The sequence below is a fragment of the Vibrio sp. QJM3NY_27 genome (genome assembly GCF_057785955.1).
The window spans coordinates 3056630-3071489 of the sequence record NZ_CM173511.1 but is presented as its reverse complement, the minus strand read 5'-3'; the positions used below and the strand labels follow the sequence as shown (position 1 = coordinate 3071489).

Annotated in this window: 18 protein-coding genes; 4 read left to right on the top strand and 14 right to left on the bottom strand. The window is 44.9% G+C overall.

The genetic code is table 11. The features are described from left to right. Positions 1-119: 119 nt before the first annotated feature. Together trmB and glsB are read left to right on the top strand one after the other, a co-directional pair. Positions 120-839 (top strand): tRNA (guanosine(46)-N7)-methyltransferase TrmB, encoded by a 720-nt coding sequence (gene trmB, locus AC3CIA_RS13650; protein ID WP_004735468.1) that lies wholly within the window; start codon positions 120-122, stop codon positions 837-839. 186 nt (positions 840-1025) lie between these two features. After that, positions 1026-1946, top strand: coding sequence for a glutaminase B (gene glsB, locus AC3CIA_RS13645; RefSeq protein WP_009847707.1), 921 nt, complete (start codon positions 1026-1028; stop codon positions 1944-1946). 123 nt (positions 1947-2069) lie between these two features. On the opposite strand, the gene hemW is transcribed toward glsB, so the two are convergent. The 7 genes from hemW to AC3CIA_RS13610 all read right to left on the bottom strand — a co-directional run bounded on the left by hemW (position 2070) and on the right by AC3CIA_RS13610 (position 6941). Then, complete coding sequence (gene hemW, locus AC3CIA_RS13640) at positions 2070-3257, bottom strand: radical SAM family heme chaperone HemW (protein WP_488518241.1); 1188 nt, start codon at positions 3255-3257, stop codon at positions 2070-2072. Beyond that, complete coding sequence (locus AC3CIA_RS13635) at positions 3257-3856, bottom strand: XTP/dITP diphosphatase (protein WP_488518240.1); 600 nt, start codon at positions 3854-3856, stop codon at positions 3257-3259. Before AC3CIA_RS13635 ends, hemW begins: the two co-directional genes overlap by 1 nt. A gap of 48 nt (positions 3857-3904) precedes the next feature. Then, positions 3905-4336, bottom strand: a complete 432-nt coding sequence (locus tag AC3CIA_RS13630) for a DUF4426 domain-containing protein (protein WP_004735472.1) — start codon at positions 4334-4336, stop codon at positions 3905-3907. A gap of 28 nt (positions 4337-4364) precedes the next feature. Beyond that, entirely contained in the window at positions 4365-4655 is a 291-nt protein-coding gene (gene yggU / locus AC3CIA_RS13625; protein WP_488518239.1) for a DUF167 family protein YggU, read from the bottom strand. A gap of 29 nt (positions 4656-4684) precedes the next feature. Further along, positions 4685-5242, bottom strand: coding sequence for a YggT family protein (locus AC3CIA_RS13620; RefSeq protein WP_004735475.1), 558 nt, complete (start codon positions 5240-5242; stop codon positions 4685-4687). Between the two features lie 75 nt (positions 5243-5317). Beyond that, positions 5318-6136: a pyrroline-5-carboxylate reductase gene (gene proC, locus AC3CIA_RS13615; protein ID WP_017091305.1), complete on the bottom strand. Its 819-nt coding sequence runs from the start codon at positions 6134-6136 to the stop codon at positions 5318-5320. A gap of 100 nt (positions 6137-6236) precedes the next feature. Next, on the bottom strand, positions 6237-6941 hold the full coding sequence (locus tag AC3CIA_RS13610; protein ID WP_488518238.1) for a YggS family pyridoxal phosphate-dependent enzyme: 705 nt from the start codon (positions 6939-6941) through the stop codon (positions 6237-6239). A gap of 26 nt (positions 6942-6967) precedes the next feature. On the opposite strand from AC3CIA_RS13610, the gene AC3CIA_RS13605 reads away from it, so the two are divergent. Both AC3CIA_RS13605 and AC3CIA_RS13600 read left to right on the top strand, forming a co-directional pair. Next, positions 6968-8005 carry a type IV pilus twitching motility protein PilT gene (locus tag AC3CIA_RS13605; protein ID WP_004735478.1) on the top strand — a complete coding sequence of 346 codons (1038 nt, stop codon included), beginning with the start codon at positions 6968-6970 and terminating at the stop codon, positions 8003-8005. A gap of 14 nt (positions 8006-8019) precedes the next feature. Beyond that, positions 8020-9129, top strand: coding sequence for a PilT/PilU family type 4a pilus ATPase (locus tag AC3CIA_RS13600; protein ID WP_488518237.1), 1110 nt, complete (start codon positions 8020-8022; stop codon positions 9127-9129). Positions 9130-9451: 322 nt separating this feature from the next. Here the strand turns inward: AC3CIA_RS13600 and ruvX are convergent, their stop codons facing one another. The 7 genes from ruvX to AC3CIA_RS13565 form a co-directional block, all read right to left on the bottom strand. Beyond that, on the bottom strand, positions 9452-9874 hold the full coding sequence (gene ruvX / locus AC3CIA_RS13595) for a Holliday junction resolvase RuvX (protein ID WP_488518236.1): 423 nt from the start codon (positions 9872-9874) through the stop codon (positions 9452-9454). A 61-nt stretch (positions 9875-9935) separates the two neighbouring features. Beyond that, positions 9936-10499 (bottom strand): YqgE/AlgH family protein, encoded by a 564-nt coding sequence (locus tag AC3CIA_RS13590; protein WP_017095267.1) that lies wholly within the window; start codon positions 10497-10499, stop codon positions 9936-9938. Positions 10500-10615: 116 nt separating this feature from the next. Next, on the bottom strand, positions 10616-11566 hold the full coding sequence (gshB, locus tag AC3CIA_RS13585) for a glutathione synthase (protein ID WP_004735482.1): 951 nt from the start codon (positions 11564-11566) through the stop codon (positions 10616-10618). Positions 11567-11575: 9 nt separating this feature from the next. Beyond that, positions 11576-12307: a 16S rRNA (uracil(1498)-N(3))-methyltransferase gene (rsmE, locus tag AC3CIA_RS13580; RefSeq protein WP_054547451.1), complete on the bottom strand. Its 732-nt coding sequence runs from the start codon at positions 12305-12307 to the stop codon at positions 11576-11578. Between the two features lie 159 nt (positions 12308-12466). Then, a complete protein-coding gene (locus AC3CIA_RS13575) occupies positions 12467-13198 on the bottom strand; it encodes an endonuclease (protein WP_054547452.1) in 732 nt (243 codons plus the stop codon). Between the two features lie 97 nt (positions 13199-13295). After that, positions 13296-13796, bottom strand: coding sequence for a SprT family zinc-dependent metalloprotease (locus tag AC3CIA_RS13570; protein ID WP_004735485.1), 501 nt, complete (start codon positions 13794-13796; stop codon positions 13296-13298). Between the two features lie 79 nt (positions 13797-13875). Continuing rightward, entirely contained in the window at positions 13876-14673 is a 798-nt protein-coding gene (locus AC3CIA_RS13565) for a DUF2189 domain-containing protein (RefSeq protein WP_054547453.1), read from the bottom strand. Positions 14674-14860: the final 187 nt, after the last annotated feature.

Here is a 14860-nt window from a genome sequence, read left to right as displayed (position 1 = left end):
CTTACGGTTGGATGTAAAACAGACAAATTGTGTGGGAATTTATCCACGGAAAGACTTGCACCGGAGGCAATTCTTTGGATAATCCCCGCTTTGATTAATCAATGTGCAGGCAAAAATCAATGAGTGAAGTGACCACTAACGAATATACTGAAGACGGCAAACTGGTTCGTAAGATCCGTAGTTTTGTTCGCCGCGAAGGCCGCTTAACAAAAGGCCAAGAAAACGCGATGAACGAATGTTGGCCAACAATGGGTATCGACTACAATCCAGAACTTCTTAATTGGAAAGAAGTGTTTGGCAACGACAACCCTGTTGTACTAGAAATTGGCTTCGGTATGGGTGCATCACTGGTTGAAATGGCAAAGAATGCGCCTGAGAAAAACTTCTTAGGTATTGAAGTTCACAGCCCAGGTGTTGGTGCGTGTTTAGGTACAGCTCGCGATGCTGGCGTAACTAACTTGCGTGTAATGTGTCACGATGCAGTAGAAGTATTTGAACACATGATCCCAGATAGCAGCCTGCATACATTGCAACTGTTCTTCCCTGACCCATGGCACAAAGCTCGTCACCACAAACGTCGTATTGTTAAGGCTGAGTTTGCAGAGATGGTTCGCGGCAAGCTTCAACTTGATACTGGTATTTTCCACATGGCAACAGACTGGGAAAACTACGCAGAACATATGATTGAAGTGATGAACGTAGCTCCAGGTTTCGAGAATATCGCTGAAGATGGGGATTACATTCCTCGTCCAGACGAGCGTCCACTGACTAAGTTTGAAGCTCGTGGCCACCGTTTAGGTCATGGTGTTTGGGACATTAAGTTCAAGCGTACTAAGTAATTCTGAATCAAATTAAGTGAAGTTGAATCCGACTTAGGATTAAACCCTACACTTTATGGGATTGATAAAAGCCAACATTATTGTAGTGTTGGCTTTTTTTGTCCTTAGTCTTTTATCTAATTAGAAGTTTAAGGACAAAACTGAATGTCACACCCCTACAAAAATAACAATAAGAAGTAAGCTCACATGAAACCAACTCAAGCTATTTTAGCCGAGATTTTAGACGAAGTTCGTCCCTTAATTGGTCAGGGAAAGGTCGCTGACTATATTCCTGCATTGGCTCGCGTATCGAATCAGAAACTGGCGATTGCGGTATACACCAATGAAGGTGAAGTTATTCAAGCTGGCGATGCTGATGAAGCCTTTTCCGTGCAATCAATTTCGAAAGCTCTAAGCCTGACGCTAGCAATGGTGCTGTATAAGCCGGAAGAGATATGGCAGCGAGTAGGGAAGGAGCCTTCAGGACAAGCCTTTAACTCGATGATTCAGCTTGAGATGGAACACGGCATCCCTCGTAACCCGTTTATTAATGCTGGCGCGATTGTCGTTGCCGACTTATTACAAAGCCGTCTATCAGCGCCAAGACATCGTTTATTAGAATTTGTTCGTCAGCTATCAGGTGATACTCATATTGTGTATGACAAGGTTGTGGCGGCTTCTGAGATGATGCACAGCGATCGTAATGCTGCTATCGCTTATTTGATGCGTTCATTTGGTAATTTTGAGAACGATGTTATTCCCGTACTCAACAATTACTTTCATGCTTGTGCGCTTAAAATGACCTGTGTTGACTTGGCGAAGACCTTTAGCTATTTGGCAAACAAAGGTGTGTCGGTTCAGACCAAGAAAGAGATCATCACGCCAGTTCAAACCAAACAGCTGAATGCTTTGCTTGCGACATGTGGTTTGTACGATGGGGCGGGAGAGTTTGCCTATCGTGTTGGTATGCCGGGTAAATCGGGTGTTGGCGGTGGGATTATTGCGATTGTTCCTGGCGAAATGACGATCGCGGTGTGGTCTCCGGAACTGGACGCGTCGGGTAATTCACTAGCGGGAACTCAGGCTTTAGAATTGCTCTCAGAGCGTATTGGTCGCTCTATTTTTTAGAAGAAAGATGCGAGATGCGAGCACGGACTTCGTCCTATAGAGCGCTTCGCTTCGAGAAAGGTTCTTACAATAAAAAGGGTGACCCTAAAGCCAACCCTTATGCAATACTTCTCGAATCTCGCTCTATTCGTCTTCTTCTGCCATAAAGGCTTCAAGCAAATCGTTTAAGAAGAGTTTTCCTTTTTCAGTGATCTGCCAATGGCTGTCGGTTTCATTAAGATAACTGAGCTCTTTAGCCCATTCTATCGTTGGCTGAATCGAATTAAACTCTAACCCAGTCGTATCAATGAAGTCTTGTTTTGGACACGCTTCCATTAGCCTGAAGCGGTTCATGAAGAACTCAAAAGGGCGGTCCTCATTAGGTACTTCAAGTTCATCCGACAGATAGGGTTTCACCAGATTCTGATACGCTGCTAGGTAGCCTCTAGGGTGTTTAACCTTAGTGGTGCGAACAATACGTCCATCTGCAAAGCTCAGCTTGCCATGAGAGCCACAGCCAATACCTAGGTAGTCACCAAAGCGCCAGTAGTTGAGATTATGCTGACACTGATATCCCGGCTTACTGTAACCTGAAATTTCGTACTGTACATAACCTGCATCTGCGAGCTTCTTATGGCCTAAGTCGAAGATATCCCAAAGGTCATCATCGTCAGGCAGCTGTGGCGTTTTGTAATAGAACATGGTGTTAGGTTCTATTGTTAGCTGATACCAAGACAAATGTGGAGGGTCGAGCTCGATCGCTTTGTCTAAGTCAGCCAACGCTTGATCAATGCTTTGATCGGGTAAGCCGTGCATTAGATCTAGGTTGAAGCTATTTAATCCAATTTTATGTGCTAAGTGAGCTGCGTTGACCGCTTCATCTTGACCATGAATACGGCCAAGCCTTTCCAGTTTCTCTTGCTCAAAACTTTGTACACCAACTGAGATACGACTAATACCTGCCTTTTGGTAACCTGCAAAACGTTCAGCTTCTATGGTGCCCGGGTTGGCTTCCATGGTGATTTCTATTTCAGGTTTGAACGGGATGCGTTGTTCAATACCTTGCAGCAATCGACCTATTCCTTCTGGAGAAAATAGACTCGGCGTGCCGCCACCAATAAAGATCGAATGCAATGGGCGAGGTGCGCCATTGAGTTGGTATTTTTCGATATCAGTATCGAGATCCTCAAGCAGAGCATCTATATACTCTTTTTCAGGAATCTCGGCTTTTAGAGCGTGAGAGTTAAAATCACAATACGGACACTTTTGTACACACCATGGAATGTGGACATAGAGGCTGAGTGCGGGTGGTATTAGCGCTGCATTGTGCATTACAGAGCTTGCTCCTTGAGAGTCTTAAATAATGACGCGAGGGCTTTACCACGGTGTGACAGTTGCTTCTTACGTGACGATTCAAGTTCTGCTGAGGCGCAGTTATCTTCTGGTACAAAGAATACAGGATCGTAGCCAAAGCCATTCTCACCGTGTTCTTCAGTCAGAATGCGACCTTCCCATTTACCGTGACATACTAATGGAGTCGGATCGTTTTCGTGACGCATTAGTACCAATACACAGTGAAAACGAGCTGTGCGTTTTTCAACGTCGACACCTTGCATAGCATCTAACAGCTTTTCGATGTTTTGCTTATCAGTCGCCCCTTCACCTGAGTAACGCGCTGAGTAGATACCGGGTGCACCATTAAGGAAATCAACTTCTAAGCCAGAATCGTCAGCAATGGCTGGCAGCCCTGTTTCTTTCGCAGCGTGGCGAGCTTTGATGATGGCATTTTCAATGAAAGTTGTTCCCGTTTCTGCGACTTCTGAAACGTTAAATTCACTTTGCGCGACAACGTCGAAACCAAACTCAGACAGAATATCTGCCATCTCGCGAACTTTGCCTTGGTTGCCTGTGGCTAAAACAATCTTACTCATGGGGATGTGGCTCTAATAAGTTAATGACTAGAAAAGTGAGCTTTGAAGCTACTCTTCTATATAGAATTTTTGTGTGAAACGCAGTGGGCCTGTGCCTTTCAAACCTGCGTTAACATCAATATTAAAGGTGATGTTTTCTTCGTGAGTGATAGGGAACTCTGCAAGGTAATAAATCGCATCGCCTTCCTTTATTTCACGGAAGTTAAGCGTGCGAGTGTTACCTACTAGGTTCCGAGCTGTTCCCGTAATTTTAGCCGTTGTTGCAGGCTTTCCTAGAGAAGCGTTGTCTAGCACGCTGATATTTAGAATCGCTGAGTATCCGTTTCGTTTCAGCTTATATTGCTTAGCGACCTGCGCAGTTAAAAACGTGGAATTGAAAGCCGAGTAATGAACCTCGACATCCTTGATACTTTTAAACTGTCCTGCCGAGCTTGGTAGGGCAATCAGAGCGGTGAGTAGTGCTGTTATCCATAGACGCATAATGACTCCAATAAATAGCAAAAAGCCATCATAGGATGGCTTTGACTTCAGTTGGGATCTGGCTTGGTGAGCATATTCGAACTTGCTTATGCCGACCTAGCTCTCCCTTCTCTATCTTAATTTGCCCTTTAGCGACCTTAAATTGCTTGGCTAGGTATTTCGCTAAGTGAGCATTTGCTTTGCCATCAACCGGTGGTGCAGTAATGGCAATTTTCAGTTCCTCTCCGTGCAAGCCGACAATCTTGTCTCGGCTTGCTTTGGGTTGGATGTAGAGCCTAAGAAGAATATCGTTTTCTTCGGCCCAAACTGCTTTTGGCATTGTCAAAGTACCTGATGTTCGTACTTGAACTATAGCTGATACCAAATAGGACCGATCATGTCGCCCATTAAGAAGTTCGCAAATTGCAGAACAATGAACAGAACAAGCACACTTAGGTCGAAGCCACCCATATCAGGAAGGATACGGCGAATTGGCGTTAGCATTGGTTCTGTTAACTGATGGAATACGTATTCGATTGGGCTACGGCCTTGGCTAACCCAGCTCAGGATTGCACGGATCAGTAGAACCCAGAAAATTAACCCACCAGCTGCTTTGAGCAGAGATAGCGCGCCAAAGATCAGGAAGCTAATATCAAATACAGCCGCACCGCCAGAGATAATCAAGTTTAGAGCGACGAACTTAAGTACACACAGCACATAAGCGAAAACAACAGTCGCAAGGTCAAGGCTGCCTATTGATGGAATCACTCGGCGTAGTGGGGCAACAACCGGTTGTGTCGCTTTTACGATAAATTGTGAGAATGGGTTGTAGAAATCTGCACGTGATGCTTGTAGCCAGATACGCAAGATCACAACCATGATGTAAAGATCAAAAACGGTCGAGATCAGAAAGCTCATCGAATTCATATTGTTTCCTTTTTCGGATTTACTTGCCGCTAGGTATAACCCGAACGGCACAATGCTTTTGTACTGTAACGAGTATTAAAACAGTTTTTCCATCTCTTCAGCTCGAGCAACCGCCGCTTGCATGGCTTTCGCTACGATGTCTGATAGTTGATGGTCGTTAAACGTGCGCAATGCTTCTGCGGTCGTTCCGCCTTTTGAAGTCACTTGCTCGCGCAGTGTTGATAATTCAGTATTTGGATTTGCTACTACCATCTCTGCCGCGCCTAATGCAGATTGCTGCACTAATTTACGAGCGGTTTCTTGGTCAAAACCTTGGTTAATTGCTTCAGCTTGCATCGCCTCCATAAACAGGAAGAAGTAAGCCGGAGCACTCCCCGCCGCCGCAATGATGTTGTTGATACCAGACTCTTGTTCAACCCAGCTTACCTCACCTACGGCTTGCATTAGCTGAGAAGCGAACTCTTTATCGCCCTTACTAACCGTTGAGTCAGCATAAAGGCCGCTCATCCCTTTACCAAGTAGTGATGGCGTGTTTGGCATCACACGAACAAGGTTCAGCTGGCAGTTTAACATCTCATTGAGTCGATTCGCATTAATACCCGCGGCAATTGAGATAACCAGTTTGTTGCTGAAGTCGATATCTTGTAAGGGTTTACATACATCAGCCATCATTTGTGGCTTCACGGATAACACAACAACGTCTGCTTGTTCTGCTGCGGCAATATTATCGCTGGTGGTATTGATGCCGTACTCTTGCTCTAACGGCAGCCTTCTGGTGTCTGAAGGCGCTGTTGCAGTAATCTTTTGCGCTGGGTAACCACTCGCCACTAAGCCCGCTACAATCGAGCGAACCATATTTCCCGCCCCAATAAAGGCGATGTTCTTATGTTCCATATATAAAATCCTGAGCATGTCGCTGCGCGGTTAAAGCGAAGCGGTATCAATACTGTATTTTTCGTTGCTTGCTGTAGCTATTTCTTGCTGCTTGCCGTCGCTATTTTGCGTAATCACGAGCACCGAAAATAGCCGTTCCAATACGAACCATTGTGCTACCAGCCTCAACTGCCGCATCCATATCACCACTCATACCCATCGAAAGGGTATCTATGTTTGGATACTTCACGGCTAGCTTGCCTTTAAGCTCCGCCAGTTGAGAAAATGCATTAAGCTGAGATTGATAGTCAGATACGTTTGCAGGAATCGACATCAATCCTCTTAACGTGAGGTTAGGGAGCGACGAAATCAACTCTGCGAGTGCAAAAACTGTCTCTTCTGACGTTCCTGATTTCGAATTTTCACCACTGGTGTTCACTTGAATGAGTACTTGTAGAGGTGGAAGCTCGTTTGGTCGTTGATCATTAAGCCTTTGCGCGATTTTATCGCGATCGACAGAATGCACCCACTGGAAGCTTTCTGCGATAGGGCGGGTTTTATTGGATTGAATTGGACCAATAAAATGCCATTCTAAATTTAGGTTAGAATGTTGTTCTGAAAAGTGTTTTACTTTATCTACACCTTCTTGAACATAGTTTTCACCAAAGGCAACTTGGCCTCCGAGTGCGGCTTCTAGAATCGCATCAATAGGTTTAGTTTTACTGACGGCTAAAAGTTGCACGGACTCTGGAGCTCGTCCGCACTTTTGCTCAGCACTACGTATCTGTGAGGTGATTTGTTCGATATTTTGTTGAATACTACTCATAGCTGACTTTACTTAAGGGAAAATAAATGGATATCACTGAGTTACTAGATTTTAGTGTAAAGCATAACGCGTCAGATCTACATCTTTCTGCGGGTGTATCTCCAATGGTACGTATAGATGGTGAAGTAAGGAAGCTTGGAATACCAGCTTTGAGTCATGCTGATGTGCATCGTTTGGTTTTTGAGATCATGAGTGATTCACAACGCGGTGAATTTGAAGAAAAACTGGAAGTCGACTTCTCTTTTGAATTACCCAACGTTGGTCGTTTCCGTGTTAATGCTTTTAACCAATCTCGTGGCTGCTCTGCTGTGTTTCGTACCATTCCAGTAGAGATTCCTACCCTTGAACAGCTAGGGGCTCCTGAGATCTTTGAAAGAATATCTAATTATGAAAAAGGGCTAGTATTGGTCACAGGGCCGACTGGTTCAGGTAAGTCGACAACTTTGGCAGCGATGGTGGATTACGTTAACCGTAACCATAATAAGCATATATTGACGATTGAAGACCCGATCGAATTTGTTCATACCAACAACAAATGCCTAATCAACCAACGAGAAGTGCACCGCGACACTCACAGCTTCAAAGCTGCATTGCGTAGTGCGTTGCGTGAAGATCCCGACGTAATCCTTGTGGGTGAACTTCGTGACCAAGAGACGATTAGCTTAGCGCTAACCGCAGCAGAAACGGGTCACTTAGTTTTTGGTACTTTGCACACGAGCTCTGCGGCAAAAACCATAGACCGTATTATCGATGTATTCCCGGGTAGCGACAAAGACATGGTGCGTTCAATGCTATCTGAATCGTTACGTTCGGTGATTGCCCAAAAGCTGTTGAAGCGTGTCGGTGGCGGTCGTGTGGCTTGTCATGAAATCATGATGGCGACACCTGCGATCAGAAACTTGATCCGTGAAGATAAGGTCGCGCAGATGTATTCGATTATTCAAACGGGCGCGGCACATGGTATGCAGACCATGGAGCAAAATGCGAAGCAGTTGATGGCTCAAGGCCTGGTTGATTCAGAAGAGGTCGAGAAAAAGATCGAAATTGAAACCTCTATGTTTTAATCAAGGTGAACAAAATGGAATTGAATCAAATCCTTGAGGGGATGCTTTCTCAAAAGGCTTCGGATCTTTATATCACTGTCGATGCTCCAATCCTGTTTCGTGTGGATGGTGAACTTCGCCCTCAAGGAGATAAGCTGAATTCGGCTCAGGTCGCACAGTTGCTTGACGCGATGATGGATCAAGACCGACGTGATGAATATCAGCAAACGCGTGAGGCTAATTTTGCCATAGTGCGTGATTTTGGTCGTTTTCGTGTGAGTGCGTTTTTTCAGCGAGAGCTACCAGGAGCGGTCATTCGTCGTATCGAAACTAACATCCCAACCTTTGAGCAATTAAAGCTTCCTGATGTACTGCAAGACCTATCAATCGCAAAGCGTGGACTTGTGCTGGTGGTTGGTGCGACGGGCTCTGGTAAATCGACCTCAATGGCTGCAATGACGGGCTATCGCAATACCAACCGCTCGGGGCATATCTTGACGGTTGAAGACCCAATTGAATTCGTTCACGAACATAAAAAGTGCATCGTGACTCAGCGTGAGGTAGGGCTCGACACCGAGAGTTACGAAGTTGCACTTAAGAACTCGTTACGTCAAGCGCCAGATATGATCTTGATTGGCGAAATCCGTAGCCGTGAAACCATGGAATATGCGATGACCTTTGCTGAAACGGGTCACTTGTGTATGGCAACCTTACACGCCAATAACGCTAACCAAGCGTTAGAACGTATTCTCCACTTGGTGCCTAAAGAGCAGAAAGAACAGTTCTTGTTTGATTTGTCGATGAACCTGCGTGGTGTGGTCGCTCAGCAATTAATCCGAGATAAGAATGGCAGCGGTCGTCATGGTGTATTTGAGATTCTACTTAACAGCCCGCGAGTGTCTGACTTGATTCGTCGTGGTGAGTTGCATGAACTAAAAGCGACTATGGCTAAATCGAAAGAGATTGGTATGCAGACCTTTGACCAAGCGTTGTATGATTTAGTGATAGCAGGCAAAATCAGTGAAGAGGATGCGTTCCACAGTGCCGATTCTGCTAATGACTTGCGCTTAATGCTCAAAACCAGACGTGGTGATGACGACTACGGGACCGGGGCGTTGACTGGAGTGAAGATAGACATGGGTTAGATAGATGCTGAATACTGAACGCTAAAAAACCGCTGTGAAGGCGGTTTTTTTGGCTAGATAATTTAGTGGTTACCGTAACTATTGTTGTTACTAGAATATCCTCGTTCCTTCTCTAATTTGGTTTTTGTCGGATATTGTTCACCGGTATAGCCTGCTGAGCCTCCGTTCATAGAGCTGCATGCTGTGATTGCTAGAGAAGCGAAGACGACTAGAAAAATTTTCATATGAACTCCCACGTCCTTATTATGAATTGCACAAGCACTACGGCATGAAATTCGTGTGGGATCATAAATTAGCTCAAATGTTAATCGCTTAGTTTTAACTAAGAATATTGTGCTTCAAACCAGCTTTCTAAAATAACGACAGCTGATTGATTATCAACGTTGCCTTTACTTAGTGCTTTGTAGCCGCCCATTTCAAAAAGGTCAGCCCTTGCTTCTGTCGTAGAAAGTCTCTCATCATGCAATTCAACATCCATACCAAAGCGTCCTTTAAGACGGTTAGCGAACTTCTTCGCTCTGGGTGTAATGGTTGCTAGATCTTTACCGTGAAGATCGGTAGGCAGACCAACCACGATAAGATTCGGCTGCCACTCTTTGATTTGCTTCTCGATATCGTCCCAGTTGGGGATACCATCTTTGGCTTTAAAGGCTTTTAAAGGGCTTGCTGTACCTGTGATTTCTTGTCCTATCGCACTGCCGATACTTTTCGTACCGTAGTCAAATGCCATAATTGTTCGTGACATGGGGCTTCCAAATTAATCTGTGTTTGAGAGTTTATATACTGAGTCTGAGTCTGAGTCTGAGTTAGGCGTGACCAGCGTCAGCAGAAAGCTGAGCGGCATTAATACCTAACATCTGCACGGCGACTTTCCAGCGGTCTGAAATTGGCGTATCGAAGATGACCTTTGGATCAGCTTCTACGGTTAACCATGAGTTTTCAGTCAGTTCGGTTTCCAGTTGCCCAGGTTCCCACCCTGCATAACCAAGTGCGACTAGATAATTCATCGGTTCATCTTCTGTACCTAATACCATCAAGATATCTTTTGAGGTTGTCACCGATATTTGATCCGTCATGCTGATACTGGATTGATAGCTGCCTTTAGGTTTGTGCAAAATAAACCCACGATCTTCTGCGACCGGCCCACCATTCAATACAGGCTTATCAAGACTTGCTTGGTTGGGTTTTGGCTGATCAGAATCAACCTCAACTTGCTTAAGCATGCTACCGACAGTGACATCAATAGGGGCGTTGATCATCAAACCCATCGCGCCTTCGTCATTGTGCTCACAAAGGTAAATCACCGAATTTTGAAAGTATGGATCTTTCATTCCGGGCATAGCAACCAGAAAGTGGTTCGTTAAATTCATAGAGCCTCCTGCCAGTGTGTTCCCAGTAAAGGAAAAAGAGCGGCGTAAAGCCGCTCATTGTTCTTTGCCTAGATATTTCTGTGTTTTCGAATAGCTAAGACTTTCTTTAGTTTAGGCTATTTAGCGTTAACGCGACGCTCAATTGCATCCATTAATTTACCTGTAACTGAAATATCAAAAGCGGCTTCAATTTCACGGATACAAGTAGGGCTAGTGACGTTAATTTCAGTCAGCTTGTCGCCGATAACATCAAGCCCAACAAAGATTAAGCCTTTCTCTTTCAGTGCAGGAGCAACTGCTCTTGCGATAGCCCAGTCTGTTTCACTTAGCGGACGAGCTTCACCTGTACCGCCAGCAGCAAGGTTACCTCTAGTTTCCCCTTTTGCAGGAATACGAGCTAGACAGTAAGGCATTGGCTCACCATCAACCACAAGAATACGCTTATCACCATTGCTGATGTCTGGAACAAAAGTTTGCGCCATTGCGTAGTTCTGACCGTGGTTAGTCAGTGTTTCAATGATCACTGATACGTTTGGATCTCCCTCTTTCACTCGGAAGATAGACGCGCCGCCCATACCATCAAGTGGTTTTAGAATCACGTCACCGTGTTCTTCTCGGAACGCTTTAATTTTTTCAGCTTTACGAGTCACGATGGTGGTTGGTGTCAGTTCAGGGAACCAAGCCGTGAATAGCTTCTCGTTACAGTCACGTAAGCTTTGTGGCTTGTTTACGATCAGTGCGCCGTTCTCTTCAGCACGCTCAAGAATGTAAGTTGCGTAGATGTATTCTGTATCAAACGGAGGATCTTTACGCATCAGTACCGCATCTAAATCAGAGAGAGCGATAGTCTGTTCTGATTTGAATTCGTACCAGCCGTTTGGATCTTCTTTTAGTTCAACAACCTTAGTGTCAGCAATGGCTACGCCTTGATCTAAATGTAGATCATCCATTTCCATGTAATGGATTTCGTAACCGCGACGCTGAGCTTCAAGCATCATGGCAAAGCTAGAGTCTTTTTTGATGTTAATGGATGAAATTGGATCCATTACGATGCCAAGTTTGATCATTTTTTTCTCCTAGCCTAGATCGCCAAAACGGACTTGTAAGGCAGTAATTGCGGTTAGAGCTGCTGTCTCGGTACGAAGTACACGTGGGCCGAGTAGCGTCTCTTCAAATTTATATTGTTCTGTCATGCCTATTTCTTCAGCGGACAGTCCACCTTCAGGGCCAATCAATAGGCGCACCTTACTGATCGGCTCTGGAAGGGTATTGATTGAGTATTTAGCACGAGGATGCAGGTTTAGTTTTAACGCTTCGCTCGGTTCGCTGCACCACTCTTCAAGCTGCATGATTGGGCGAATAACTGGAACCGTATTACGGCCAGATTGTTCACATGCCGCGATAGCAATCTTTTGCCACTGCGCGAGCTTTTTCTCGAAGCGTTTAGTATCAAGCTTAACGCCACAGCGCTCTGAAATAAGAGGGGTAATGGTGTTCACACCAAGCTCAACCGATTTCTGAATCGTGAATTCCATTTTGTCGCCACGTGAAATCACTTGGCCTAAATGTAAGTCTAACGGAGATTCGCTGCTACGCTCGATACGTTCAGTAACATTAACTGTGACGTTCTTTTTTGATACTTCAGCAATTGTCGCTGGGAATTCAGCGCCACTGCCATCAAATAGAAGAACATCTTGACCTTCTTTCATACGAAGGACTCGACCAACATGACCCGCGGCATCTTCGCCTAAAGCGAGTGAACCTAACTGATGAATGCATTCTGGGTGATGGATACGAGGGATTCTCATGCTGGTAAACCTATAAATAGTGTCATTTGGGTATTTTGTCTCTGCCTAACATGGATGCTTTTAGTTGAAAAAACAAGGGTAGAACAAGAGTTTCAGGGGCAATTCTGAAACTCTTGTTTGAGATGGAGGCAATTGGAGATGTTGGTTGCCTGAGTCGTGTTATTTACAAGCAGGGAAAACAAATGGGTTGTGATTCCCCTGGATGGCATAGATTCGCTCATCACGGGTACATTCCCACTTATCGACAGGGAATTGCTTGTTCCACGCCATCATCAGGTTAGTCTGCTGCTTAGATAGCTTGAAACCATACTCTTGGCTCATATAAAGATAAGTACGCGCGATAGAACCTTTTGCTCTGTCGGGTGGCATCACTTTACGTTGTTTGAAGTTGACCTGCATTTCACACTGACCATAGCTCACGCCATCCATTCCATTCCACTGACTGAAATTGTAATTGGAGCGATCACCGTTAACCTCACCAATTGCCGGAGTTAGATTATGAAGGTCGGCTTCCATCGATTTAAATATTTTGTCATTGCGAGTGCAGTTCTTACGTCCGCCATCTTGCCAGCACTGACGCTGGTGGCCAAATTGCCAAGCTGGAACTACGTGTTCCCACTCAATGCGGGAAGCGCGCTTTTGCTGTTTTCTCACTTGATAACCACAGCCGTCGAGGTCGGGGATACCTTTCTTTTTGTCTTTCCAAGTAATGTCACAACCACAATAAAATGAAGTCGGATGATCGAGATAAATCTTCACTGCTTCTTTTTTAGCTTTAGAGAATGAGCTTGGTGGAGCGGCGAAAACGCTTTGAGTTACCAGTAGGCCAAATACTATTGATAAGTAGAAAGGCACCGATAGGCCAAATGCTTTTTGAGTGGTTTTTTGCATGGAAAAAGACTGATGAAAGTATGATAAACAACAGTCTAGCACTCAAATGTTAGTTCTCTCTATTACATTTATTCGCGTTACCTTGTGAGATTAAGATTTAGCTCAATTGAAGGCCGGTAAAAGCTAAGGTTTGCTGACATTGTTGGCAACGATACGTTGATTGGTTACGGATGACTTTGTTGTGTCTTCTAATCGACAGGGGATAAGTAGTGCAATCACAGCGGTACTCAAAGGTTTTTCCCTGAACTGAGGTGATCTCCAAGCTGTGGGTGGTTCTGGCCGGTACATTGAATACCTTTTCCATCACGTATTTCCACTCATTCCCGTGGGGCCTAACTCGTCCGAAGACCTGATGTGTGATCAGATGTGCGAGTTCATGAGGCACGACTTCGCTAATAAAGGCGTCTTCATTTTCGCTGAATAGTACTTGGTTGAGTTTTATCTCGTTTAACTGGAGGTAGGCTTTTCCCGCTGCCTTTCCTCTTAACTTGTAAGTGACGGTTGGGCATGGAAATTCACGAGAAAAGTGTTGATTAGCAATAGCTAGGCATTCGCCCAGTTTCTTATTTACTCGATGTTGTTGCGGGGTGTAAGACAAGCGTTGTTAACTCCAAAAAAAAGCCTCAGCGTTTAAGCTAAGGCCTCATCATAACATTGCTCATCGATCGTGAAACGATTTAAGCGTGATGTTTCTTTTTGATGACTTCGTGGTAAGCATGCCATGTTCCGTAACCAAGTAATGGCATCGTTACAATCATACCGACACCGTAGGTCGCGAAGCCGACTAAGATACCTGTACCAATGATACCAGCCCAAACGACCATCGCAGGGATGTTTGATTTAACAGCGTTGAAGCTAGTAAAAATGGCACTCATTACATCTACACGTCTTTCCATCATTAATGGAATCGAAAATGCTGAGATGCTAAATATCAGGCTAGCGATAACCAACCCAATCACTGAACCCGTAATCAGGAATGGTGCAAACTCGCTTAATGGTGCTCCTTGTACGGAAGGGTAGAGCGCATGCAATAACGCAGCAATCCGCATCCAAAAGATCATTGCCACCATTAACACAATCGCAAAGGCCCATTGGTGGGTGGAGTTGCGAGTAATTGCTTTCATTGAGTGGAACAAACTTGGGGAATGTCCTTTCTCTCTTTCCCAGCTTGCGTCATATAGGCCTAGAGCAAGAAAGGGTCCTATCAACATATAGACTATCAAGCTTGGCATGACGACTAGGTGTGTTCCTTGCCATTGGACTAGTTGCACGATGGCGATGGCCGCAGCCATGAAACACAATCCGTAAAATGCGCTGATTATTGGCATTTTCACTAAGTCATGCAGTGCAAGCGATAACCAGTGGAATGGGGCGGATATGCTTACTTGGTTACAAGGAATGGTGCGAGCGTAATCCTGATCGCTGACCTTGTGTTTCTTATCGTTTAGTTCGGATGGGTGCACGGTACGAGGCATAGATCCCCCTAGTTAAATAACGTCCTAGTTATAATTCCACAAGGCTCTGAAGTATCTCTTACGAGAGCGTTATGGTGTTGAGCTAAACTGCTCTTTGTCATCCCAGTTATTGTTCTTGCGTACATTTAACGAGCGTTATCAGACTGAATTAATTTGAGTTAAATGTGAGCTTGATCGCCTAGGAGTT

What these genes read in the sequence shown, in the direction of transcription:
- trmB (WP_004735468.1), top strand. Translation starts at nt 120, where the DNA reads ATGAGTGAAGTGACCACTAACGAATATACTGAAGACGGCAAACTGGTT.
- glsB (WP_009847707.1), top strand. Translation starts at nt 1,026, where the DNA reads ATGAAACCAACTCAAGCTATTTTAGCCGAGATTTTAGACGAAGTTCGT.
- hemW (WP_488518241.1), bottom strand. Translation starts at nt 3,257, where the DNA reads ATGCACAATGCAGCGCTAATACCACCCGCACTCAGCCTCTATGTCCAC.
- AC3CIA_RS13635 (WP_488518240.1), bottom strand. Translation starts at nt 3,856, where the DNA reads ATGAGTAAGATTGTTTTAGCCACAGGCAACCAAGGCAAAGTTCGCGAG.
- AC3CIA_RS13630 (WP_004735472.1), bottom strand. Translation starts at nt 4,336, where the DNA reads ATGCGTCTATGGATAACAGCACTACTCACCGCTCTGATTGCCCTACCA.
- yggU (WP_488518239.1), bottom strand. Translation starts at nt 4,655, where the DNA reads ATGCCAAAAGCAGTTTGGGCCGAAGAAAACGATATTCTTCTTAGGCTC.
- AC3CIA_RS13620 (WP_004735475.1), bottom strand. Translation starts at nt 5,242, where the DNA reads ATGAATTCGATGAGCTTTCTGATCTCGACCGTTTTTGATCTTTACATC.
- proC (WP_017091305.1), bottom strand. Translation starts at nt 6,136, where the DNA reads ATGGAACATAAGAACATCGCCTTTATTGGGGCGGGAAATATGGTTCGC.
- AC3CIA_RS13610 (WP_488518238.1), bottom strand. Translation starts at nt 6,941, where the DNA reads ATGAGTAGTATTCAACAAAATATCGAACAAATCACCTCACAGATACGT.
- AC3CIA_RS13605 (WP_004735478.1), top strand. Translation starts at nt 6,968, where the DNA reads ATGGATATCACTGAGTTACTAGATTTTAGTGTAAAGCATAACGCGTCA.
- AC3CIA_RS13600 (WP_488518237.1), top strand. Translation starts at nt 8,020, where the DNA reads ATGGAATTGAATCAAATCCTTGAGGGGATGCTTTCTCAAAAGGCTTCG.
- ruvX (WP_488518236.1), bottom strand. Translation starts at nt 9,874, where the DNA reads ATGTCACGAACAATTATGGCATTTGACTACGGTACGAAAAGTATCGGC.
- AC3CIA_RS13590 (WP_017095267.1), bottom strand. Translation starts at nt 10,499, where the DNA reads ATGAATTTAACGAACCACTTTCTGGTTGCTATGCCCGGAATGAAAGAT.
- gshB (WP_004735482.1), bottom strand. Translation starts at nt 11,566, where the DNA reads ATGATCAAACTTGGCATCGTAATGGATCCAATTTCATCCATTAACATC.
- rsmE (WP_054547451.1), bottom strand. Translation starts at nt 12,307, where the DNA reads ATGAGAATCCCTCGTATCCATCACCCAGAATGCATTCATCAGTTAGGT.
- AC3CIA_RS13575 (WP_054547452.1), bottom strand. Translation starts at nt 13,198, where the DNA reads ATGCAAAAAACCACTCAAAAAGCATTTGGCCTATCGGTGCCTTTCTAC.
- AC3CIA_RS13565 (WP_054547453.1), bottom strand. Translation starts at nt 14,673, where the DNA reads ATGCCTCGTACCGTGCACCCATCCGAACTAAACGATAAGAAACACAAG.